The following is a 24,697-nucleotide window of genomic DNA, read 5'->3' as shown; positions in this document are numbered from 1 at the left end:
TGAAGCCGAAGCTTCTAATTGGATTATCATCAACGAGTGCCCACACAGATTGATAGGTCTATATTGTTAAAGAGCTTGCTTTGCGAGAAGTTTTTCTCTCAAAGCGGAGGTGCATTCTAGCGATTTAGTTGTTAGTGTCAAACACTTTTTTAAACTAATTTTTTGTAGAAGCTTTTTACCTCTTCGACCCTGCTGAAGCCTTGTGACGTCTGCCGTGTCGATGGATGCGCATTATAGGGAGAAGATTTTCTTTGGCAATACTAAAAATGCATTTTTTCTAAAAAAACATGCCAAATGGATACTTTCCATCCAACCCCCAAATTACCCAGAAATAACACTCAGGATTTATACAATTTACCCACAAAAAGCTGTGGATAACTACTCATCGCTATCAAAGAAATAAGAAATACGCGAACGCGGATTTAGATACTCTTTTACTTTATCCGGTAATTTTGACGGATGAATCGCGTTAACTATCTTTATATCTTTTGAGGCAAGATCAATGATTGGCGCTTGCGTCCTTGGTACTGATGGATCGTAAACCAAGACATTCGGGAATAATAGATGCGATGCATTCACTGAGATAACCAGGCCGACCATATTATTAGAAAGCTGAACTACGGTACCCGGAGGAAACACGCCCATAAACTTAATTAGGATGTTCAGGTTCTCTTCTTTATATAGGTGTTTACAGTTCTTATATAAATGAGAGAGTGCGGTATAAGGAATCTTTTGGTCTGAGACTATCGGGGTATGGCACAAGTTATCAAACGCATTGGCTACAGCAATAATTTGAGCAAACTCGTTGATCTCATCTCCTTTCAGGCCTTTAGGATAACCAGACCCATCTCTTAGCTCATGGTGCTGCGCGATCACAATTCTCGCGACTTCGGGAAAAGCCTCGATTTGACTCGCAAGATCGACGCCATATTTAGTATGCAACTTTAAGTAGTTGGTTTCTGGCTCTGTTAGAGGTAGTTGCTTTCTTAATATTGCAGTCGGGATTTTTATTTTCCCGATATCATGGAATAGTGCGGAAAAGGAAAGCTCTTTCAACTGTGCTGCTGAGTACCCTTTAGCACGGCCAATCATCATAGAGATAACAGCCACGTTCAATGAGTGGAAATAAATATCTTCAAACTCATTTTTTCCGTTCATCAGATGTAACGTAACATTATCATCGCACATTAACTTCTCGACGATATCTTCAATAAGAAGCTTTGCTTCATCAACTGCTGCTGTCGGACGGTTACGGATTTTAGTCATGACTGAACGCATACGTGCCAGAGAGCGCTCAAACTCTTTTTCACACTGAATCACGCGTCGACGGTATGCACTTAACTTTTCTATGCGGTTCTGTTTTTCTTGCCACATTTTTTGAGTTTCATGATCTAACGACGCTTCATTTGTTACTCTGTCAGCTTGTCTTTGATCAACAGGGAGTGGAACGGCATCGCTTTGCTCTGGATTAAAGTAAACGAACTTTACGCCGAGGTGGCGGATCATCTCGACTTGCTCTTGGTCTTTAATCTTAAAGCTATTGAGTAGAAAGGGGTGATCGTTCCACTTTAGCGGAAGACGGATATGTAATCCGGGTTGAATACGATCGACCGTTAGTTTAATGGCTGTCACTTATTCACTACTGATTTATATTTCTTAAGAGAGTTAGAATACTAGTAAATTTTGTGAATAAATTCATCAGTAACTATCAAAACATCAAACCGTTATTTCTAAGCGACTCACTTAATTAGATAGAAGTAAGCTACTTTAAGGAGCGATCTGCTTTGCGTATTTTAAGCTTGGCCTCGAACACTGGCTTGTCTATTACTTCTTGATCTTTGACTAGCCCCATTAACGTTTGTACCGCTACACGGGCCATGTCACTGATAGGAAAGTGCACTGCTGATACTGTAGGGTAAAGACTTTCACAAAGATCAACACTGTCAAAGCTAGTTAATGAGATTTGCTCTGGTACAGAAATACTGTGCTCGTGTAAGTACTGCATTGCACCAACCGTCATTTCTTCACTGCACGAAAAGACAGCCGTCACATCAGGGTGTCGTTGTAAAATTGCAGCCATTGCATCATAACCACTTTGCCGACCATAATTCCCTTCTTCACACCAGCTTTCATCAATATCTATACCAGCATCCTTCATTGCATCAATATACCCAAACTTTCTCAATACACTGTTATGACGTTGGGATGGACCGGCAATACAAGCAATCTTTCGATGGCCACCAGCTAAAAGGTGCTCAACTGCAATACGGCTTGCATGATGATGGTTAAAGGTAACACAACGCTCTTCTATTCCTTCCACGTAGCGATCCAGGAGAACGAAAGGTGTTGGCTGTTTAGCTAATTCACGTAAGTCATCATCTGACAAATAACGACTATGAAGTACATAGCCGTCACAACGTAAATCATTAAAACGCTGAATTGCCTCTTTTTCACCTTGTGCAGAATGATGGCCTTGAGCTGTAATCAAAAACTTCTTATGAATATCCAGCTCGGTCTGAACCTGCTCCATCATCTCGCCAAAGAAGCCCCCCGTATAGTAAGTCACCAATAACCCAACCATATTACTGGATGAGGTTGCGAGTGAACGAGCAATTGCACTGGGACGATAATTCAATTGCGCCATAGCTTGCTCTACTTTTTTTCGAGTTTCCTCGCGAAATTTCCCCTCTCCATTAATAATTCGAGAAACGGTAGAGCGATTTACACCGGCGAGTTCGGCTACATCTTTAATCCTTGCCATAATGCTATTGGGTCCAACTGCAATTGTTATTAAATATTCGTTTGTGTAGAACGGCTGCCAGCAATTCGTAAGGTGCTATAGGGGGCGAAGCTGGCAGCCTTTAATCATACACCGACCATTTGATTGGTAGAAACAAGCTCAGAGTAATCCGTGACAGTTATACCATGCTGAGCTAACTGTTCTTTTAAAATGGGAGAGGTAAGAACTTGTAACTCTAGCTCTCGCTGAAGCGCATAGCCACTCTTTAAGATAAGCGCCTGATCGGCCTCTGCCGGGTGGCACATCACCTCAACCAAGTCATAGTCAGCTTTTAAGCTCAATAGATGTGCCATTAAGCCATCCAAGCTCACTTTTTGATCATAAAACTCATCAGTAAAGATATACCTGATTGTCATCGATTCTTGACACAAGCCAGTGCCCCGCAGTGGCACTCGGTATTCATTCGCTACTTCTTTAATAACGGGCAAAATTTGAGGGTGAGTATGCGCGTGATGATGGCTATCTAAGTGGCTTAGCTCTAACCCAAGCGATAAAAAATGTTCCACCTGAGCTTTTGCTTCATCATAAACGACCTGAGTTTCGAAGTCCTGCTTACTCCAAAGTTCGTCATAGTTGATAAAGTGCGCTCGGCCGTTGGTCAAGTTAGGATGCTTCGTTATAGGCACACCTGCTGTAAACCTAAGATGAACGCCAACTTTCAAGTCTGGATTATGGCGAGCTAGTTCTAAGGCATGTTGCTCAGCATCCATACCCACCATCATGGTGGTTGAATGAACCACACCTTGCTGGTGAGCTTTAACGATGCCGCTATTTACACCTCTCGTTAAACCAAAATCATCAGCATTAAAAATGACTTTCATCGGCGCCCTTCCTTAGTTTTACAACGTCGTTAGTTTAAATTGAGGTAAATACGGAGCGTTCACCGCCAGAATATCATCCAGGATTGACTTGGCGCGGCCAATGTCAGGCACCAATGGGTTATTGGTTAATGCCATAAGCGCCTTGTCATAATTACCTTCGACAGCAGCTTCTATTGTTAGCTGCTCATACGCTTTAACTTGATGGAGTAATCCTTTGATATTGTTTGACAACTCGCCAACCGCAAGAGGTTTCGCCCCCCAGCTACCAATCACCGCACTACATTCAATCACAGCATCGTCAGGTAGGCCGTTGATCGCTCCATTATTTAAAACGTTAACAACATGAATACTATTACGATTGTTATAAATTGAATCAACTAGGTTCAGTGATGCATCAGAATAATAAGCACCACCCCGCTCCTCTAACTCTTTCGGCTTATGATCGAGGGTAGGATCTTGATAGAGCTTAAATAGCGCATTTTCTGTTTCCATTACCTGCTCAGCACGAGTGCCTTTTTCATCGGCACTTTGTTTCTCTTCAGCAAGCATGGCATCAGTTTGATAGAAGTAGCGATGATAAGGACATGGTATCGCCCCCAGTGCTTTTAGAAATGCCGGATCCCACGGTTCTTCCCAGATATTCTTCATACTGAAGTTGGCACCATCACCGACTTTCTCTAATACCGTTTGAGTAATATCTTCCCCATTGAGCCATGCTTTGTGTACCCACACGAGATGGTTTAACCCAGCAAACTCAAGTTGTAGCTCTTTTGGCTCGCACTCCATCATTTCCGCAATCATCATTTCCATTGAAACGGGCACATTGCATAAACCAATACTCTTTACTTTGGTGTACTTACTGACCGCTTCGGAAACTAAACCCGCTGGGTTGGTGAAATTGAGCATCCATGCGTTTGGAGCCAACTCTTCAATGTCTTTACAGATATCAAGAATGACCGGAATGGTTCGCAGTGCTTTAGCAAAACCACCAGGGCCCGTTGTTTCTTGGCCGATGACGTCGTACTTGATTGGGATTCGCTCATCGTTAGCGCGTGCAGCAAGGCCACCAACACGAAACTGCGTCATCACAAAATCCGCATCTTTTATCGCAGCACGGCGATCGAAACCGGCTTTTATATCAATTTTTGCTCCGGCTTTATCGACCATTCGCTGAGCCAATCCTTTAATAATCTCAAGCTTCTCAGCTCCTGACTCAATGTCCACAAAATGAATCTTCTTAACGGGTAAATATTCTAAGCGCTTAATAACCCCTTCAACCAATTCCGGGGTATAGCTACTACCACCGCCAATAATGGCAAGTTTGATCGCCTCTCTAGACATTTTCATCCCCCTTTATTTGTTCGAGATTTTTTTGTTCAGTGCGACGATTTCTACAGCCATCTCTTGAGCCAAAATCGTAGTCATTAGGTGATCTTGAGCATGCACCATCACTAACGTCATCGGGACTTTCCCTTCTCCCTGATCTTCTTCAATAAGCTGAGTCTGTATTAAGTGGGCTTTATTAATGCACTCTCTTGCTTGAGAGAGCTTCTCATCAGCCGCTTCAAAATCTTGTTCTCGAGATAAACGCAATGCCTCGTAGCTTAAACTTCTGGCTTCACCAGCATTGCAAATGATCTCCATTACAACCAATTCTTGTTCCATCATTTTCTCTCCGAAAATCGGGCCGCGGTAATTGCGGCCCATTAAGCACAGTTAAGCAGTAACGCCTTCGCCTGACGGCTGCGTATCACCTTTAGTTTCCTTCGTCGTTGGTAGTTCTTGCTCCAACATTTGCTTCTCAAACATTTTGAAGAATGGGAAGTAGATGATTAGATCAAGAATTAATAAACCAATGACGAGCAATACTGGCGCAAAGGTCCAACCGCTACCCCACGAAGCACCTATCAGTGCCGGTGTTGTCCAAGGTGTTGTAGCGACCCCCATACCCACAAAGCCGACATGCACAGCAAAATACGCAATCGTAGCGTTGATGACTGGAGCGAAGACGAACGGGATAAACAAGGTCGGGTTCATCACAACTGGGCTACCGAAGATCACAGGTTCGTTGATTTGGAAAAAGCCAGGCACCGCACTCATTCGACCAATGCTCTTAAGGTGAACAGAACGGCTAAACGACATCAGCATAACAAGAGCAAGTGTTGCACCAGAGCCGCCAATAAAGATGTAAAAATCCCAGAACGGTTGAGTAAATACATTTGGAATCGGTTCACCTGCAACAAAGGCTTCAATGTTGGCACCAATGTTGGTCAAAAAGATTGGAGAAAGCAGTCCAACAACAATTGCAGCACCATGAATACCCGCAAACCAAAGCAGCTGGCAAAGCAATAAAGCGCCAATAATGGCAGGCAATGAGTTAGACGCACTAATTAGCGGTTTAAAGATAGCCATAACAGCATCTGGAATCAGCATGTCGTACTGGGTTTGTACGAAAAGGCTAAGTGGATATAAGGTAATGAATATCGCTAAGACTGGTAGCAATACTTCAAATGATCGCGCAATCGCCGGTGGCACCTGCTCTGGCATGCGAATCGTAATATTGTGCTTTTTCATAAAACGGTAGAGCTCCACCGAGAAAAATGCACACATCACTGCGGTGAAGATCCCGGTTCCGCCCATGTGAGACATAGACAACGCGCCATCTTTAGCTGGGGCCGCAATGAGTAAAAAAGACATTAGTGACAATACAGCACTCGTGATCCCATCCATCTTGTAAGCCTTCGCTAAACTATAAGCAACGCCCAGCGAAACAAAAATGGTCATGATCCCCATCGACATGTTGTAGGGCATCATTATGGTATCAAAATGTGTAGTGGCGAAATCGAGCCAAATTCGACCAAAAGTAAAGGTTGTATCTTCGGCAAATGGGGGGAATGCAAAAATCAAAATGAAACTACCGACAATAATAAACGGCATTGCGACAATAAAACCGTCTCTCATTGCGCGAACATGGGGCTGATTCCCCACTTTAGCTGCTATAGGGGCTATATGCTTTTCGACTGCGCCTATAATTGCGTCATAAAGCTTCATAGAATCCATCCTTATTTTAGGCAAAAGAATCCCGCATCAAATATTTATATTTGATGTACAGTTATCTTTTTAATTTAAAACTATAGTTTAGTTAATTAATTCTAATGCTTGCTCTAGTACTTCTTCTCCCTTCATCATTCCATAATGCTGAGGAGAAATAGCATCAATGTTTTTACCATGCTCTTGCGCCGTTTTTCTTAGCTCTTCTAGCTGAAAACGTACTTGAGGCCCGAGAAGACAAACATCGTACTCTTTAATTACATCTTCAAACGCATTCACTGACATTGCATCAATTTTGCACTCAATTCCTTTATTTTCAGCAGCTTGCTCCATTTTCTTAACAAGCATACTGGTTGACATCCCTGCGCTACAGCATAAAAGGATCTTTTTCATAGCCTTACTCCCGTTGTGTAAATTTCAACCTGTAAAAACTGTAGCAAAAATAACCAAGACAAAAAAGCGCAACCGGTTGCATTATTCGTGAACACAATCCCAATTTAGAAAATACCACCTATTTTTTTGTAATTATTTAGGTCTAGGATAAAAGTCATAAAATAATTTAAGACATCACATTAAGTTTCAAATTATCAATATTTTACTACTGACAACGTCGTTATTAATTTCTTAAAAGGAATAGAGAATGAAATTTAATAAATTGGCTATTGCAGCGCTTGTAAGTGCCGCACTATCACAGCACTCATTTGCTCAAACCGACTCTAAAGGCACCATTTATCTAACGTTTGATGATGGACCAATCAATGCATCTATTGACGTTATTCAAGTACTTAACCAGGAAGATATCAAAGCGACGTTTTACTTTAATGCTTGGCATTTAGATGGAATTGGTGATGAGAATGAAGACCGTTCGCTAGAAGCCTTAAAGCTCGCATTAGACACTGGTCATATTGTCGCGAACCATAGTTACGATCATATGGTTCATAATTGCGTTGATGAGTTTGGACCGAACAGTGCTGCGGAGTGTAATGCGACCGGGGACCACCAGCTTAACTCGTATCAAGACCCTGTTTACGATGCCTCAATGTTTACGGAAAACTTATCTGTGTTAGCAAAGTATTTGCCGAACATTACAAGCTACCCGAACTACAAGGCAACAGAGTTTGCTAGACTGCCCTACACCAACGGTTGGCGCGTGACGAAAGACTTCAAAGCAGATGGGTTATGTGCCACGTCTGATGACCTGAAACCTTGGGAACCAGGATATGTATGCGATACATCCAACCCATCCAACAGTGTAAAAGCAGCTATCGAGGTTCAAAATATCCTAGCGAATAACGGCTATCAAACTCACGGTTGGGATGTGGACTGGGCACCTGAAAATTGGGGCATTGAAATGCCAGCAAACAGCCTTACAGAAGCAGAAGCATTTCTTGGATATGTGGATTCCGCGTTAAACACTTGTGCACCAACAACGATTAACCCGATCAACTCCAAAGCTCAAGAGTTCCCATGTGGTACACCTTTACACGCCGATAAAGTTATCGTTTTAACTCACGAGTTCCTATTTGAAGATGGTAAGCGTGGCATGGGGGCAACGCAAAACTTACCTAAGCTCGCTAAGTTTATACAGTTAGCAAAACAAGCGGGTTATGACTTCGACACAATGGATAACTACACACCGAACTGGCAAGTTGGTCATAACTACGACGCTGGCGATTACGTCTTACACCTAGGTACTGTATACCAGGCTGTAACAAACCATACTGCACAACAAGATTGGGCACCGTCTCCAACCTCTAGCCTCTGGACAAATGCAGACCCAGCCACTAACTGGACTCAGAATGTTTCCTATAAACAAGGTGATGTGGTGACTTATCAAGGTTTGCGTTATCTAGTTGATGTACCGCACGTGTCCCAAGCAGACTGGACTCCGAACACTCAAAATACCTTGTTCACAGCTCTATAGGCTGTTCCTACTATCACCATGTAGTAGTTTGCGCGAGGCATACCCCTCGCGCTTTTTTGTTTTGAAGATCCAGATACAACAAAGCCCCGACTTTCATCGAGGCTCTGTCTTAAAATATGGTACCGGTGGACGGAGTTGATTGGACTGGCATTCCTGCCGTCACCGCGAAGGCAACGCTAACTTCCTTTTGATATTTACGAGCACCTAAAACGACGAAAGGCCGCTATAAAAGCGACCTTTCTGATATGGTACCGGTGGGCGGACTTGAACCGCCACGCCCGAAGGCAACGGATTTTGAATTCCCCTTAAGCTCTTGTAATAACTTGCATTTAAGAGGATTTTTTTGGATATCAAGGACCATGAAATATGATTTCATTGGATCTCTTTAGCACGCGTCAAGCACAGATTTAAAATGGGAAAATGGTACACACACTTGACCACTCTTTGTAACACGTTTCTGGGCAAAACTGTTTTAGCACAATTAAGTAAAAATTATCTAAAGTATGACAAACTCGCTTAGATGGGTGTTCAGATCAGTATCCATTTATTTTATCATCTGAACTTATGTACCTCAGTTCTATTTCTACCGTTATGTTTTGCTTGGTAAAGTGCATCATCAGCACCTTTAAGAATGGCGCTAATCGGCTCTCTTTCGGCTAACCATTGGGATACTCCGATAGAAATCGTCACGTGACCTACGACATCAAACTCATTGGATTCAATGGACTTTCGAATTCTCTCGGCAACGTACTCAGCCTGACGTATGTCTGCTTTAACTAAAAAAACCATGAACTCTTCTCCGCCAGATCGGCAGACAATATCCACCTCTCGCGCCTGCGCCTTGATCATATTTGCCACACTGATGAGTAAAGTATCACCGACATCATGACCAAAGGTATCATTCACTTTTTTGAAGTAATCAACATCCAGAGCGAGCACAGAAAATGGAGTGTTTTGTATACGCAAATTATCAATGGCCTTATCTAAACCTCTGCGGTTTAACAACCCAGTCATAGAATCAGTTAAGGTATCGAGGTGCAGTTGATCAATTGTGTTGGATACAATATTGAATGTACTGACGAATGAACGCTTCAGGTGTGACGCTTCAAAATACCAAGGTTTCACTTTATTTAAGTCTCGTTTAGTCGAAGTGTGGCTTTCAAAGTTTTTGACGACACTCGCTAATTGCCATAATGGTTTTGAGATAAAAACCGAAGATATCCAAATAATTAAAAGCGTGAGCGCACCAATTGGAAGCGTTGCCACAAATACACTCCACATTTGGTCATTAAGCACTGACAGAGTGAGGCTTTCCGATTTCGCAGCAACTATCCCCCAACCAGAATAATTGACTGGTGCGTACCCAGCAAGCATATCAATACCCTGAGAGTTAATGATAACTTTCCCACCTTTCTCTCCCTGAGTCACCTCATTTATTGCTTCATTATTGACAATGACTTCTCCCACTCGTTGTTTATTAGGGTGATAAATCAATGTCCGATTTTTATCCACAACATAGAGGTATGACCCATCTCTGTAGCCATGGTGCCCAAGTATGCTCATTAATATGTTTTTCTTATCGAGATAAATGCTCCCGCTAACGTAACCTAAATACTCTTTTTGTGCGGAGAAGATAGGGTACGAAATACTTATTAGATAATTACCTGCCGGGGATACGAACGGATTCGTGACGATTGGAGCCTTAGCGTTCAACGATTGTAGCGAACTGTCTGTTGTTAATTGGACACCTTTCACTCGTGTTGTTTCTGGTGAAACGGAAATGATGACCCCTTTCGCATTGACGATGACTACAGAGTTAAAAGAGTCAGTTTGGGTTCTTAATCGATCTACTTCTTGTTGCAACGCATCTGAATCACCTATCCTACTCCCAAGCGTAAGTGCGCTATACTCCAATTGAGACAAAACTGATTCAATGAAAGTGTCCGTTATTTCGGCCATTTTTTCAGCGTAAACACGATTGGATTCAATGGTGTTGGTGACAATGAGGTCATGTTGGACACGATATATGGAGTAAAAAGCGTTCAGAAGAGTGACCAATACACTAAAGATGCTTAGAATCAGAATAAGTTGCCTCAAATTCAACTTGTCTTTCATCCGTTTTGATTCACCCACATATTCCATAAATTAAGTCACCCATTGGTTTATTCGAAGTAATAATACGTACTACTGCACATGTGTTAAATCAAGTTTTAGTAGATTTTGACATTTCTGCATGAGATATGAAACTCTTATACTGGCTTATATCTATTTTGAAACTGATATGGCCGACATAGATAGAAAATAGAGCCAGTAGCTGACCAAAAAACAAGCATCAAGATCAAAATGCTAGCCGATACTTGAAGGGTTCAAAAAAGTAAAACTTATATTTAGAGGGTCTTGATGCTACTAAACATTAGTTTTCATAGTAAAACTATATGTTTAATGTAGCATTTTAAACAGTTTAAGTGATGTGTCACTAGCTTGATATTCGATGTAATGATAGGTTAATCATATAAGTATGACCTTAGTCATGGGCAGTACACGAGTAATACTGTGGTCTATATGAAAAAAAAACTCCCTCACCTCCGCTAAACTCGTTTTTGCTTACTTTGTATTCGCGTCACTGTGGGTTTTATTCTCAGATAAAGCGGTAGAGCTCCTATCTAGTAATCTACAAGTATACACGTTGGTGCAGTCACTAAAGGGTATGCTATTTATCGTGATCACGTCTCTCTTGCTATGGGGGCTGATAAAAAAGAACAACCGAGATATTGAACGGGCCAATGACATTGACTATGTGACAGGCCTGCATAGTCCCTACGTCTTTTTTCGCTATTTGGAGCAAAAGTTCAGTAGTGCCAAAGAAAATGAACATTATGTTCTCTTTCTTCTCGATATTGACAACTTTAAGCCCATTGCCGATCAACTCGGCTTTGAAAAGAGCAATCAATTTTTAAAAGACATAGCACAATCTATTAGTTCGTCTACTGTCTCTCCACTTTTCTCTTCAAGGACTCATTCGGATGGGTTTGCTTGCTTGATTCGCATGCACGACGAGAAGCAAATTGACAGGCACCTAGCACTTATTCAAAGGCAGTTTAGCCAGCACTCAAAACGTCATGGCATTGATGTAACGTGCTCTATTGGTGTTGCGCTCTATCCATTTGATGGAGAAAGCGTTAAACAGCTCATGTCGTCAGCCAAATATGCGCTCGCTCAAGCAAAGATAACGAAAAACACTATCCGGTACCACGACAAAAAACTCGCTGAGCAAGATCTCCAAAGAAAACAGATGATTGCAGATCTACGTAACGCAATACGAAAAGAACAAATACAGATCGTATTTCAACCAAAGTATCATCTAAAAGATAAGAGAGTAACTGGAGTTGAAGTGCTCTCTCGCTGGAAACACCACCAACATGGAGATATATCTCCTGCTGTATTTATCACGCTGGCAGAAGAGAACAATCTCTGTAGTGCTTTAACAACACTAGTTATCAAGCAAGCATCAAAACAACTTAAAGAAACCCAGCTCCTAGGATATGCCATTCAAAGCGTATCGGTGAATATTTCTGCTACTGAGATAAATAGTGTCGAAGACATGCGCCAAATCGAAACTTACTTAAAACAAGACCGTGATTTTGCGCAATACCTATGCTTTGAAATCACAGAGACAGCTACGTTAAAGGATATTGAGCAATGTGCAAGTCTAGTAAAGAAACTGAAGAAGTATGGTGTAACATTCTCCATTGATGACTTTGGTGGGCTTTGTTTCCTAATTCACGTTCAGTTAAAAACGCCCCTAACATGACTAATTGTTAGGCGATCACCATCGTTTCAGGCATACCTAGCCCTGTGAGCTTGTTTAACGCTTTTATCATGGCGTAAGTCTCACCAACCTGAGCATTGTAATTTCTTAAGCTTAATGTCCCACCGAGCAGTTTCTTCACACGGAACATCGCCGTCTCTGAGAGCGAACGTTTATGGTAGCCGTACTTCTTTTTCCAATGCTTATTTGAACCATAGAGTTTCTGGCACCCGACAGCTAGATTACGAGGATGGCCCTGCTCCCAGAAGGCTGCGCCTTCTCTCGGTGGAATGAGCGGAATAGCTTGCTTGAGGTGAATCGCTTCGTAGCACAACCTTGTGTCATAAGCTCCATCGCCAGATATCTCAATGATTCTTCGGCGAGTCTGTCTCAGCAAATTGGGAAGCGCTTCACCGTCGCTCACATTCGATAAACTTAACTCAGCAGCAATGATTTCATGCGTGTCTGTATCGACCGCTAAATGTAGCTTTCGCCAGACTCGGCGCTTCCCGTCAGTACCATGCTTTTTAACTTTCCACTCGCCTTCACCGTAGACCTTTAGTCCTGTAGCATCAATGGCTAGATGCTGGATTGTTCCTTTAGTCTTTGTTTTGAATGCGACGTTAACCGTTTTGGCTCGCTTACTAATACATGAGTAATGAGGGCATGACAACGGCAGTTGTGCGAGCTTGAAAATAGAGTTGATGAATCCTTGCAAACCTCTCAACGGCATTGAAAATACTCGTTTAACCATAAGAGCTGTTGTAATCGCTAAGTCACTAAACAAACGAGGCCTTCCACGATTGCCTTGCTTGATTTGTTTCCATGACTGGATAGCGTCTTCATCAATCCAAAATGTCAGTGAACCGCGATTGATTAAAGCTTGGTTATAGTGTTTCCAGTTGGTTGTTTTGTAGCGAGGTTTGGCCATTGGTCTAATTATTTGAATGAGCTTAGCTGATCAGATCGTAGGCTGATGATTTAGTTCCCTGATTTAGGAAACAAAGCCACTTTGGTGTTGGCTATACCTCATTTGGCATATTTAATAAATTAGACGTTGATGAAATCAAGATAGATAGTAGTTTCATCAAAGACATTGCTATTGACTATCGATCAAGAGCAATTACTTCCGGCATCGTTGATATAGCCAAGGGGTTTGGGATTCAAGTCGTTGCTGAGGGCATAGAGACCCTTGAACAGCTGTGTATTCTTGAGGAGTTAGACTGTGAACAAGCTCAAGGGTTTTATCTAAGTCGCCCAGTCCCTGTTACGGCATTAAATAAAAGCTTAAGTATGATGTAGCATCGCAAAGTTCACATACTTAGAAGCTGTTTATCGTTTGACAGATTAGTGAGATAAACCATGGAATTAGTAGGCTTTAGGTAAACCCAGTTAAGGTAATTATTTTACCAGAGAAAGAAAAATCCGAGTGCTTTATCAACACTCGGATTTTTGGTTTAAGGCGTTACTTGATGACGCCATTCACAACGCTACGGCAAATTAATGCTCTGCACCTAGAATGATCACATAAACGTCTGAGGAAACACTGCCGTGTGTTGTCTACTCTCCAAGCCCTAGCGAATCGTAGTGTTGTTCTTGAAGTAGTTTTTTGACTGCAATACCTAGGTTATCGTAGCTCCAAGACGTCATCGCGATGGTCTCTTTGAGGTTAATAGGCGTATTATCAGCATCTTTAGCATTAGAAATGACAATGTTGCCATCCACATAGTCCCACGTGCCGATACCGACACTTTGATCGTCTTCTTTCACATTGACGCTACGCTCACCATTTTCCAGCTCGTAGAATACGTAGCTTTGACCCTGTTTTTTCAGGGTAAAGCTTTTCGAGGGTTGGTTTCTCACCAAGGTTGTCATTGCCGACTCGATGTTCATCGTTGTATTGCTGGCGGCTTTACAGTCAGAGAGCACTGTTTGATACTGTTCAAGGCTCGATAGAGACGTTGGGATATCGTTTTGCCCCCCAAGAGTCGTCACCCATAATACAAGACTGGATTCCTTGATGCTCAATACGTGCTGCTAGTGGTGCCATTTTATCGGTAAACTCAGGTGCCAGATCGGCAGAAATAGTGTAGAACTGACCGTTGATTAGGTCGGAGTCTTTCTTCTGAAATCTTGGTAACCACCCCACCACCTGTACGCAAACTAAACATATAGAAGCATCTCAGCAACCGCTAAGCCTTAAGCCATATTCGCCCCACAACTATAAATAGAGACGGCAATAGTTACTGCGCAGTTCTTCCGGCAACAGGCTCACCAACTCAAAACACAGGCAACAAAAAAGGGAGCAGCCACTCAACGCAACTACTCCCTTCAAAACACCAATTCGGACTACTTCAGCTCATAGAACAATTCGGTCAAACCAGCTTCACCAACTTGTTCCACTAACTGAGCAACAAAACCATCAAACTCATCAGCAAACCCAATTTTCGCCAAACCATACTCAGCGGCAACTTGATCCAATGACAGGTTGCTAACTTCACCCTTATTCTTAGCTCGACGAGCCTTGTCATTCAGCGAGGTAACGGCCTTACCCAAATCGCCACCAGCAACCAGAGCAGGATGAGCAAGCAACAAATGGCGCGCAGATGGGTAAAGCTTGTTACCGTAGAACATAGGTTTGGACTGACCTTTTAGCTTCTCACGCTCGGTGTGCGCAGCAGACATCGCTTCCTCTACAGATATGCCAGCCTTTATGCGGTTCATCAGCGTACTTTGCGCCACACCTAGCTCTCTAGCCGCTTGGCGCATACTTGAGTACTCGGTGCCGTCTATAACAACTTTCTTGCGGTAGTCACCTTTAGGGCGCGCTTCTAGTTCAAGGGCTTGCTCTAGTGTCCAGCCAAACTTGGTTATGCGTTCGTTGACCAGTTTAGGATTCAAACCATAGTGACGCGAAGCAGTTGTTCGGGAAGGGAACTCAACCCCCTCAATTTCATAGATATTTTTCATATAGTTATCACTTTTCAATTTGCTAAGCATAAAACCACACAGAGGCCGCCTGGAACAAGCCAGACGACCTCTGCATGGTCACTACTCTAAATAGACCTTAAAACGGCGCATCATCGTCTACAGGTGCTTTTTGAGCTATACCCTCGCCGAAGCAGACCTTAGATTTAATCTGCTCATACAACGCCAACATATCGCGTACGAGTTCTGCGTTCGGTCTCGGCTGTCCGTTAGGTTTCACCCAGTTCTGTTGCTTCCACTTCGGTGCCCATAACGTCAGAGTGTTCACCACAGTGACATCCAATCCCAAAATTTTTGCGGTTTCAGCATCTCCACTAAGTGCCTTATCAGCTTGTTTTAGCGCTGCATACCCCAAAGACATCCGTTTTAATGACACTTTCGCACCTTTCTCATGCTCAACAATGCTAATACCTCCTGATACCTTCTCAACTCGCGATGCTTGACCACCCGTTCCAAGAACGCACTTTAAAGTAACGTGTTTTTTATCGTGCTCTAGTTCATCCTGAAGTCGATTCCATGCTTGTTCAGTTGCTTTCTTAGATGCAGCAATAGAACGCTCTTCCATCGTCGGCTGAGACTTAATTCGCGCTTCCTCAGCAAGCTTCTCCGCACGTTCTCGCTGGACTTCAGCAAGCTGCTCAGCGACAAACTTATCTTCATCAGCCAGCATAGCCTGAATGATTGCCTCGGCTTCTTTTCTCGATACATTCCGCTGTTTAAACTCCGGTGCAATTGCTTCCCACTTTTGAAAGGCAATCAGGTCGCGCATGCCTTTCTCAATAGTGCCGCATTTGTAAAAGATTGCTGGAACACCTTTAACACGCTGGTAGTAAGGTCGCGCTTCGATATCGCTTGGGAATACTGAGGTCTTGTGACCGCGCAAGATTACGATAGGGTTCTTTTTTGATCGTCCCATGGTGGACTCCTTATAAATTTTATTGAGTTAGCCGCCGGAATGACGGCTGTGGATTTGAATAAATGTAATTGCGTGTGAGGTTGGGCTTCTTATATCCCCAACGGTGCAATGGCATGTTTGATAAAAAGCCCTTCCAGATAAGGGCTTTCAATAGGTCAATATTTACGATCTCAGTTCGGGCTGAGAGCTTCTCGTAGTGAGGAGCGGGAATTGGGGTTGAAGAGGATTTCAACTTCGAAGTCAGGAAACTTCGAGACTATTAATTGAGCTAAGTTGATAGTCAGCTCTGTCATCGGTACAGCGCCTTCAATCAATTTGGCGTTCTTAGCACTACGAACAGCGGTCGCTTTAGTTGGATAGCCAATATCGGTCATCCACTCAGCTAACGCTTTGGCGGTAATCTGTTTCTTACTCATACCGCTTTTTTCATGCGCGTAGAAACGCAAGAATAAACGCGCCATTAAGCAATCCGAAGTCTCATCAGCCTTTAAACGCAAAATCTTGTGACTCGTGCTTTCTGCCATTACCAAACGGTCTTGCCATGAGCACCAATCATCAAAATCTTTTAGAACATGGGACTTACGCCAGCGATCAAAGCGCAATCGAGTAAACAACATTTCATCCAACGACTTGTGCGGTTTGGTTTCAAGCGCAATATGCTTCCGTCCTTTTACGTCAACCATTACCGGATTTAGGAGCTGTCGCTTTTGATCATATTCCATATTCAGGAAGATGGACCGCTTCTCAAGCATCAAATCCTTATGTTCTAAAAAGCGCATCCGGTTCGGTGTCAGGTAGCTACCATCAACTTTGTCACCGGGCTTTCGGGTGAGATACTTGTTCACCATATAAGCACTTTGGTCAGTAACCATCGGATCGACCTTAACGCCACCTTTAGCCAGTATCGGCTCAAAACCTTCACTTCCGATAACCGTGTACTGAGCACGAGTTTTAGCACCGATCAGTTGCTTCGCTTGATGCTTGAGTTCCAATACTTCACCACCAGTTGGGTCTATACGATGGTAGAGCTCTCGGAACCGCTGACAAATAGAGCCACTTAGGTCTATCTCATCCAGTTCAGCGTTAGTCAGGAAGCCATCTGTCGTCACTGAAACAACAACCTTGTCATCGGGGATGCTATGAAGCATTTCCCCCAACAAGGCTCTAGCTAAGCCAGTCGTATAAGCGGCGAAAAATGGGTTGGTCAAAGTCGATGGAGGTAGTTGCGTAGAGTAACCTGCTTGGATATCGAACGACCTCTTTGGGCGCAACGATTGAGCTAGCTTTCCATAGCAACTATTCAACATTTCCTTGGTCAGTTTCTCGTCAAAGCTACCTTTAACGAATGATTTGCGCCGTTCTCGACCCCATTTCATAAACGGTTCAAAAATGCGAACGTCATTCTTCCAGGGCACTACAAACGCTTGCTTGATGGTGATTTCAGCACCTTGTTTATACGCAACTTCAAGCTCATGACCTGTACAATGCGTCTCACCCGATAGCGGAAATATCAATCCATACTCAGAGCGAACCGCTAAGCTTGGGAATCGAGTATGTTCAGGGAACTTAAACTCAACCCAAGCCAAAGCACATTTGTCTCCAAACAGCTCTTTCAGGTCTCTGGTCATGTACATCTGATCATATGCTAGCTCACGTAGACCCAACGTAATCGCCGAATAACATGATGGAACATCGTAATCACGCCATGTATCTATACCCGTCGGGCCAGCAATAAATGACTCGTTGCGACCACCGTGGTAACACTGAGTCGCAAAGTTTTCCAACGTCATGCGAGCCGTTACAGGCACATCACGAGTTATCGTTAGGGGCTTAGTTCGATCAGACGGCCACACTTCTTTAGTCACCTTCTCAAAACCAAACAAACCACGGTAACCGCGCTTATCCTCCAAACTATTAACAAAGGCTTTAACGGCAATGCCACCAATGGTGAACGGAACCGAATTTAGACCGAGTGTATTTTGACAGAAGGAAGAAACACGCTCGAAATGACGAGCACTGATAATTGAATCAGTAATTGCATACTCAGCGAATTTCTCCGGTTGTGCTTCCAGAAACTCATCCATCCGGGAGATGGAATACGGCTCTGGAATTTCAACTTTGGGTATAGACAGTAGGTCGCCTACTGATGAAAGAGATGAGCCATTGGGCGCTAATAAAAGCGTATCATAAAAGGTGATGAACAGAGTTTTCTTGTTACCAGACTTCGAGTAAGCGTGTAGTGGTTCTTTGTCGATACGTCGATACATGACTTTATCAAGTTCCAGTCCGTATACGTCATCAAGACTCGCCACCGTCTTACGTAAACCTTTGACATGTGTCTTCAGTTGGTTAAAAGCTTGGCTGAAGTTAAACAAATCTGCCGATAGCCAATGAGCACACAAAATGATGTCAGTAGGCCACTTATCAAGTACTTCATCTTCCATCGCTTTTTCAATAGCCTGAACCAAGCATTTGTCCAGTGCTAGCCGTCCCGATTTTTTTGTCGATTCAGGGAACAAGATAATCGTTGATAACTTACCCTCGAAAAGAACAGCAAATTGGTAACTCAAGATACGGTTGTAAGTTCCGCATTCAGACTCCACATACTCAGTATCCACGGCTATCACGGGGCGTTCAAAGAACGGTGTTGCCTTTCGCTTTTTACGCTTGGTTTGCTTCTTCTTTTTAGGTTTACGAAGCAATATTGGCTTAGCTTTACGCTTAACGCCATCAAAAGAAGCAGACTCACTAGGTTGAGCTTCCCCCCAAGCACTTACCGCTTCTTCCTCAGTCCAACCGGATGTTGCTAGGTTGTCCATACTTAAGTCAGAAGCCTGTTCTAACCAATCATATGTTTCATTCATAATACTACTCTCTAGAAACGCAAAAAGACGCTCTAAGCGTCTTTTTGCAAGGTTTACAATGATGATTACTTAAAGTCTGACCAAGCAATCTTAGGCAGGTCATTACCCTCACTGTACGTCAGTAAGGCTTCTGTAATCGCGTCACGCAAACCTTCGAGGTCACTGAACTCTTCAGGCGTAAACATAGCAAGCAAGTTGTCACTGTTTACCACCGTCATCAACAGTGCACCCGACTTTGGAGAGATGAAAGCACCGCCGACCGTATCCGCATGGATCCAGCCACCGCTTTCTAGCATGAAACATTTATTCTTCTCAGGTTTCATCTTCTTGGAAACTTGCTTAAACAACTCTTCAGCATGTTCTCCTGATTCGGCAGCGATAAGGTTACCCTTGGCTCCCAAAACAACCAGCAGTTCATCTGATGGCAGAACTGTTTTGCCTCCAAAAATGTTTGCTACACCTGACTTAGTACGAATGAATAGAGAATTATTGCTCATTTTTCTGTGTCCTTCTAAAAATTGAATTGTTAAAGAGCAATCTGGTTGGACGAACCAATCCAGTTGCCCTCCCGCCCCAAACTTGGGATACCAATATTCTGCTTTTTTAAGACATCGCATTTTGGGGGTACAAAAATGCGATTTTCAGGTCACGAATCGTTGCACAATGAAAACTCCTGAAATAAACAAAGCCCAGAGTGCATAGCACTCTGGGCTTTGTTTTTAGCACGTTACAAACTTAAGTTAGATTAACCAACGAGGAGCCAACTTCCGTTCTTGCTCTTCCAACAGTTTCTTCTGCTTCTCAGCCTGCTCATCTTCCCAAGCAATCACATCACTTAACCGGAAACGAATAGGACTATTTCGGTTGGTCCCCAATTTAAAGAAAGGTGGTAACGAAGATGGGTTTCGGGAACAAGCTGTAGTAATGGACTCTAAGCTACGCTTTTGGCGTTCAGCAAGGTCTTGTTTAGTCAAGATAACATCATTCATTTTTCATTTTTCCTTATAGACGTAGTTCAGAATTGCCAGACAACAAAGACAAGGCGGTGCTTTGGCTCGCTTCTGCCAGTTTAGATTGTTGATGAAAAGCATATCGCTCAGTCGTTGTAATACTCTGGTGAAACAAGCTGGACTGCACTAATCGAGCATCACCAGTGAGCATCAACTGTCTACTGGCGTATGTACGACGTAAGTCATGGATATTAAAAGACTCACTCCCTCCCGTAGACTGCAACACAACGTCGCGAATCTTCTCATGGCAACTACGAGGGTAAGCTATATGCGCACCCTCCTTCACAGCAGAAGGAAAAATCCACTCATTCCATGACAACTCTGCGCAGCTTTTTAATACTTCTCGAGCTGGCTCATTAAGCACCACACGGTACGACTTACCATTTTTAGTCATCGGCAGAGTCAACAATGTAAGGTCGTCACTCAGCATTTCTCGACGGATATCAATGACATTTCCGATACGAAGTCCTGTAATCAAACTGAACAACAATGCCTTAGACTGAAAGCTGCTAATGCGAATCGCTTCCCGAATATAGATACGCAACTCATCGTCACTTAAAACTCGGTCACGTATATTGTTTTCAGGCCACTTCTTGATCCCCTTACACGGGTTTACAACCAAAAGCTCCAGCTCTACAGCAAGTGAAAAAATGCGCGATAGAAGGGACAAATGACGGTTTACCGTTGAACCTTTAACTTGAGTAGATAGCTCAGTAAGAAATTGCGTAATCTGCAACTTACTGACATCACCTAGAGCTTGATGTGCAAAGATTGGAGCCACTCGGCGCCAACGTGTTTTTACACTCTCGATATCTCGATTTCGGCTTTCCATCATTGGAAGAACATAATCAATGAAGAAGTCACCGATTAAAAGGGATGCAGCTTTGTTGTAATAGCCAAGCTCAATCTTCGAGACACGCTCTCTGGCAATCTTGTCAAAAGTAGAAATGCTCATCTCAGGCCAGTGTCCAATCACTTCATTAAAACGCTGACCTTTAAATGTCTTAGAGATGCCTAGAGAGATCGTATTGGCATAGAATGTTACTTGCTGGTACTTCACACCTTCACGTCGCTTAACAATTGGACTCTGTCCAGGTTTAGGGCGAGGATGTGATTCAAAAATGGATGCGGTAAAAGGAATGGCACGACTAACCACAATTTACTCCTGTGCATAAAAAATCAAAAACATGCAAAGGATTTTACGGATTAGCCGCGTATTATCTGGCAGTACAAAATGGCGATTTTCAGGTCACTAAACTTCCTTCTCGATGATATTTCGCAAATAATTCTCCAACCTTTTATCGTTAAAGAGCTCTTCCGATTTCTCGCCGTCATCTTTCGACTCATAAGAAACCAAGAACTCGTCTATCAGCTCATAAACAAAATCATATAGCTCATTCACATCCCGCTTAGCCTGCTTTAACAGCGTTGTATTTCTGTTTTTATAGTCACCACACCCCGCAGCTAAATGTTTATAGCGCTCATCAACATACTGCTTTCTATCTTGAGGGATAAACGCGTCCAAACATAGCCGTCTCACGGTTTCCTTTGAGATTGGAAGATGATATTTACCCATTTCCGATACCACCTTAGACAGTAACTCCCGAACTTTACCTTGAAACTCCATAACTTCTTTCTGTATAGACGACTTCTTAGTCACAGTTCTTCGAATCTCGGACACCTTTGCCGCTTTGTTTTCAGCGTCAGCTTTAAGCTTTAGTAACGGAGAAAGCGTCTTTTCACCGGAGAACTTTCGGCGACTTAAGGACATCATTTCGACAATCATTTCTACATCAGATAAAAGAGCATAAATCTTGGACAGAATGCCTTTAAGCTCAGCCGAAAGACCATCAACTTCAGACAAAGAGTCTCTAACCTTAGTCGAAATCTCATCAACTTCAGATAATGTAATAATATTATCTTCGACAATTTTTTTAGTAGTTTTTAACTTATGGTGCGCTAGGGCTGGAAACAAAAGTTCAGGTAGATGAGGATCTTTTAGGAGCCTGTCATCAAAATCAGGGTATAACTCCGGAACAATCATCGACAAATACAGCGCTTGTACATCTGTATAACCCGCAGATTGTTTAGGTGACGGCAAACCGATACTAAAGCAAAAATCATCATCAACAAACTCGGCGGCATTACATCGAACGTCTTCTATAGCTGCTTTGACGTAATGCCAGACTCCACTACCAGTTAAAACGGTTTCTCGACCATTGATCAATGTGCTCTCTGTTTCAAATGCGCTAGCGTGATACTTCAATCCTTTCTCATCTAAAAGCGCTTTTAACTGTAACTCACAAGCTTTGATTCGCTTCTTAAGAACATTAATTTCTTTCTTTTTTCTAGACATCGTTTTAGGCAGGTTCACAACACAACGACTGATAATCCTATCATAAGTCTTGGATATGTTAGTCCGTGTTATTAATTCCCCAACGGACTAAATGAACACAGAGAAAAAAGCCCAACTAGATAAAGGGAAACCACTTCTCATCAGTTACGATAAAGAAAAAAGTAGAGGCGAAATCTCCTCTACTCGTTCATGTCACCATCTCTGGGTAATCCTAGTACCGAAAAACTCCGTGACCCGTTAGACTCATTAGTCTTAGACATTGACTTCAGTTCGATTTCTACCTTTCCTTTTCGCTTGATACAGTGCTGTATCAGCTTTTTGGATAGCCATATGAAGTGTCTCTCCACTTCCAGTCCAATGTGACACGCCAATTGAAACAGTTAAATTACCTATGCTTGCAAACTGGTGCTGTTCAACATGCTTTCTTAATTTTTCAGCCTTCTCAAATGCATTTTCTACACTCATTTCAACAAGAAAAGTCATGAACTCTTCCCCACCAGTTCGACATAAAACATCTGTCTTACGCGATTGAGATTTAATCAGATTAGAAAGCTCTTTTAGAACCTCATCTCCAACACTGTGTCCATAGGTATCATTCACTTTTTTAAAGAAGTCAATATCAATAGCCATAATAGAAAGAGGTTTCTTACTTTCTTTAAACCTCTCAAGTGCTTCTTCAAAACCTCTACGATTAGTGAGTCCCGTCATGACATCAGTCAAACTATTGCAATGAAGTTTTTCTATCGTGTTAGAAACATCCTTGGAGGTTTTAACGACTGCTGACTTCAATAAAGACGCTTCAAAAAACCAAGGTTTTATCTTTTTGAAGTCGACAGGCTCAAAGTCTTCCATGTTTGTTCTATTAATAGAACGTGCAAGTTGCCATAGGGGTTTAGATATAGTGGAAGACGTTATCCAAATAAGGATAAAAGTAAAAAGGCTCAAAGGGATCGTGCGTGCAAAAACAGAATGGATTTGAGACTCTAATAAGTCAAAGCTAAGAGACTTTGATTTCTCGACGACAACACCCCATCCTGTTGTTTGTACAGGTGCATACCCGGCAAGCACTTTTTCACCGAAATAGTCAACCACTTCAAGACCACCGTCTTTACCTTCAAGAGCCGAGTTAACTCCTTCATTGTCTTCAACAACCTTGCCTATCAAGGTACTGTCTGGGTGGTAGATTATCGTTTTGCTATTATCAACTACGTACAAATACGAACCATCGCTATGGCTATGATCATCAAGGAGAGATTTTAAGACATTGTTATCTTTAAGGTAGATCGTCCCCCCTAAGTACCCAAGATATTCTTTATGAGGAGAGAAAATAGGATAGGAAATGCATAACAAGTAGTTTCCTTTAAGTGAAAGGAATGGTTTGGTAATAAAAGGTTGCACTTTGTTAATGGAGTGTAAGATAGCTTCATCTTTAATTTGTATCCCCTCTGCTTTTGTTATGTTTTTTGAGGTTGAAACGATGAATCCTTCATTATCTACAAGCACTGTAGAGTTAAATAAGTTCGCCTGTTGTTGTAAGCGATTCAGTTCACGCTCTATATAGTCTTTGCTCGTGAAATGTCTTCCCAAAAGCTCAGCAGAGAACTCAACTTGTCGCATAGTAGACTCCGAAAAAACATCCGTAACTTCTGCCATCTTCTTGGCACAAGTATGGTTTGTCTCTAAAGTGTCACGGATAATATGATCGCGTTGAACCTGATAAATTGAGAAAAAAGCATTAATTAATGTTATGGAAACACTAAAAATACAGATGACAAGAATGAGCTTTCTGAGGTTCAGTGTTTCTTTATTGATTCCAAGCATGAATTTGGAGATCTCCTATGTGAGAATCCATTGTTATAGTTTATAAATTATTGCTACTTATAACCCTGACAATGGAAGCAAAATCAAGAAAAAGAAGTAGGTCTCCCTACTTCTTTTTAATTACAGTTCAAGCTCGTCTAGAACACCTCCCACAAGAGCACCTGCAACAAACCCTATGGCTCCACCGAGAACGACGCCCTGTGGACCATAGCGGGTACCGAGTGTGGCACCGTACTTCGCGAATTGAACACCTGTTGACGCGCTCGGCTTAAACCAGCGCTGTTGAGGGTTAGAGTGAAAATGTGTTTTCGTCATAATGTTTTCCTTTTCTATAGGTA

General features: G+C 42.6%; 21 protein-coding genes and 1 pseudogene. 3 read left to right on the top strand and 19 right to left on the bottom strand.

The window, feature by feature from the left end:
• Window positions 1-378: 378 nt before the first annotated feature.
• The 7 genes from R7070_RS20725 to R7070_RS20695 all read right to left on the bottom strand — a co-directional run bounded on the left by R7070_RS20725 (window position 379) and on the right by R7070_RS20695 (window position 7,065).
• On the bottom strand, window positions 379-1,632 hold the full coding sequence (locus tag R7070_RS20725; protein ID WP_149191744.1) for an HD-GYP domain-containing protein: 1,254 nt from the start codon (window positions 1,630-1,632) through the stop codon (window positions 379-381).
• Window positions 1,633-1,762: 130 nt separating this feature from the next.
• Complete coding sequence (locus tag R7070_RS20720; protein ID WP_149191743.1) at window positions 1,763-2,761, bottom strand: LacI family DNA-binding transcriptional regulator; 999 nt, start codon at window positions 2,759-2,761, stop codon at window positions 1,763-1,765.
• A 104-nt stretch (window positions 2,762-2,865) separates the two neighbouring features.
• Window positions 2,866-3,621, bottom strand: a complete 756-nt coding sequence (gene chbG / locus R7070_RS20715; RefSeq protein WP_149191742.1) for a chitin disaccharide deacetylase — start codon at window positions 3,619-3,621, stop codon at window positions 2,866-2,868.
• 18 nt (window positions 3,622-3,639) lie between these two features.
• Window positions 3,640-4,962 (bottom strand): 6-phospho-beta-glucosidase, encoded by a 1,323-nt coding sequence (locus R7070_RS20710; protein ID WP_149191741.1) that lies wholly within the window; start codon window positions 4,960-4,962, stop codon window positions 3,640-3,642.
• A gap of 12 nt (window positions 4,963-4,974) precedes the next feature.
• Window positions 4,975-5,286: a PTS lactose/cellobiose transporter subunit IIA gene (locus tag R7070_RS20705; protein WP_031777269.1), complete on the bottom strand. Its 312-nt coding sequence runs from the start codon at window positions 5,284-5,286 to the stop codon at window positions 4,975-4,977.
• Window positions 5,287-5,337: 51 nt separating this feature from the next.
• Window positions 5,338-6,672, bottom strand: coding sequence for a PTS sugar transporter subunit IIC (locus R7070_RS20700; RefSeq protein ID WP_005381064.1), 1,335 nt, complete (start codon window positions 6,670-6,672; stop codon window positions 5,338-5,340).
• A gap of 87 nt (window positions 6,673-6,759) precedes the next feature.
• The gene (locus R7070_RS20695; protein ID WP_020480920.1) at window positions 6,760-7,065 is read right to left on the bottom strand and encodes a PTS sugar transporter subunit IIB; all 306 of its coding nucleotides are present in this window, start codon (window positions 7,063-7,065) and stop codon (window positions 6,760-6,762) included.
• Window positions 7,066-7,312: 247 nt separating this feature from the next.
• Between R7070_RS20695 and R7070_RS20690 the strand changes: the two genes are divergently transcribed.
• On the top strand, window positions 7,313-8,596 hold the full coding sequence (locus R7070_RS20690) for a carbohydrate-binding protein (RefSeq protein ID WP_017821842.1): 1,284 nt from the start codon (window positions 7,313-7,315) through the stop codon (window positions 8,594-8,596).
• A gap of 552 nt (window positions 8,597-9,148) precedes the next feature.
• On the opposite strand, the gene R7070_RS20685 is transcribed toward R7070_RS20690, so the two are convergent.
• Window positions 9,149-10,711, bottom strand: coding sequence for a sensor domain-containing diguanylate cyclase (locus tag R7070_RS20685; RefSeq protein ID WP_213912453.1), 1,563 nt, complete (start codon window positions 10,709-10,711; stop codon window positions 9,149-9,151).
• A gap of 574 nt (window positions 10,712-11,285) precedes the next feature.
• On the opposite strand from R7070_RS20685, the gene R7070_RS20680 reads away from it, so the two are divergent.
• The gene (locus R7070_RS20680) at window positions 11,286-12,407 is read left to right on the top strand and encodes an EAL domain-containing protein (RefSeq protein WP_318141286.1); all 1,122 of its coding nucleotides are present in this window, start codon (window positions 11,286-11,288) and stop codon (window positions 12,405-12,407) included.
• A gap of 7 nt (window positions 12,408-12,414) precedes the next feature.
• Here R7070_RS20680 and R7070_RS20675 read toward each other — a convergent pair whose 3' ends face one another.
• Entirely contained in the window at window positions 12,415-13,335 is a 921-nt protein-coding gene (locus R7070_RS20675) for an IS5 family transposase (RefSeq protein WP_140150387.1), read from the bottom strand.
• A gap of 80 nt (window positions 13,336-13,415) precedes the next feature.
• Here R7070_RS20675 and R7070_RS20670 point away from each other — a divergent pair.
• Window positions 13,416-13,706: pseudogene (locus R7070_RS20670) on the top strand (EAL domain-containing protein); the annotation flags it as partial.
• Window positions 13,707-13,964: 258 nt separating this feature from the next.
• Here the strand turns inward: R7070_RS20670 and R7070_RS20665 are convergent.
• From R7070_RS20665 to R7070_RS20620, 10 genes are all read right to left on the bottom strand, one after another.
• Complete coding sequence (locus tag R7070_RS20665; RefSeq protein ID WP_318141285.1) at window positions 13,965-14,432, bottom strand: hypothetical protein; 468 nt, start codon at window positions 14,430-14,432, stop codon at window positions 13,965-13,967.
• A 321-nt stretch (window positions 14,433-14,753) separates the two neighbouring features.
• Window positions 14,754-15,374: a hypothetical protein gene (locus tag R7070_RS20660; protein ID WP_262660524.1), complete on the bottom strand. Its 621-nt coding sequence runs from the start codon at window positions 15,372-15,374 to the stop codon at window positions 14,754-14,756.
• Window positions 15,375-15,471: 97 nt separating this feature from the next.
• Complete coding sequence (locus R7070_RS20655; protein ID WP_262660523.1) at window positions 15,472-16,308, bottom strand: hypothetical protein; 837 nt, start codon at window positions 16,306-16,308, stop codon at window positions 15,472-15,474.
• A 170-nt stretch (window positions 16,309-16,478) separates the two neighbouring features.
• A complete protein-coding gene (locus R7070_RS20650) occupies window positions 16,479-19,172 on the bottom strand; it encodes a hypothetical protein (protein WP_318141284.1) in 2,694 nt (897 codons plus the stop codon).
• A 65-nt stretch (window positions 19,173-19,237) separates the two neighbouring features.
• Window positions 19,238-19,669: a hypothetical protein gene (locus tag R7070_RS20645; RefSeq protein WP_140184401.1), complete on the bottom strand. Its 432-nt coding sequence runs from the start codon at window positions 19,667-19,669 to the stop codon at window positions 19,238-19,240.
• 243 nt (window positions 19,670-19,912) lie between these two features.
• Window positions 19,913-20,161, bottom strand: coding sequence for a hypothetical protein (locus R7070_RS20640; protein WP_020329574.1), 249 nt, complete (start codon window positions 20,159-20,161; stop codon window positions 19,913-19,915).
• Between the two features lie 13 nt (window positions 20,162-20,174).
• Window positions 20,175-21,338: a tyrosine-type recombinase/integrase gene (locus R7070_RS20635; protein ID WP_262640669.1), complete on the bottom strand. Its 1,164-nt coding sequence runs from the start codon at window positions 21,336-21,338 to the stop codon at window positions 20,175-20,177.
• Window positions 21,339-21,434: 96 nt separating this feature from the next.
• The gene (locus tag R7070_RS20630; RefSeq protein WP_213971651.1) at window positions 21,435-22,556 is read right to left on the bottom strand and encodes a hypothetical protein; all 1,122 of its coding nucleotides are present in this window, start codon (window positions 22,554-22,556) and stop codon (window positions 21,435-21,437) included.
• 234 nt (window positions 22,557-22,790) lie between these two features.
• Complete coding sequence (locus R7070_RS20625; RefSeq protein WP_301582001.1) at window positions 22,791-24,359, bottom strand: sensor domain-containing diguanylate cyclase; 1,569 nt, start codon at window positions 24,357-24,359, stop codon at window positions 22,791-22,793.
• 120 nt (window positions 24,360-24,479) lie between these two features.
• Entirely contained in the window at window positions 24,480-24,674 is a 195-nt protein-coding gene (locus R7070_RS20620) for a hypothetical protein (RefSeq protein WP_213971649.1), read from the bottom strand.
• Between the last annotated feature and the right edge of the window lie 23 nt (window positions 24,675-24,697).

The organism is Vibrio sp. 1557 (genome assembly GCF_033340175.1).
In the GTDB taxonomy this organism is placed as follows: domain Bacteria; phylum Pseudomonadota; class Gammaproteobacteria; order Enterobacterales; family Vibrionaceae; genus Vibrio; species Vibrio alginolyticus.
The sequence above is the reverse complement of the archived record's forward strand: the minus strand, read 5'-3'. Positions and strand labels throughout refer to the sequence as shown.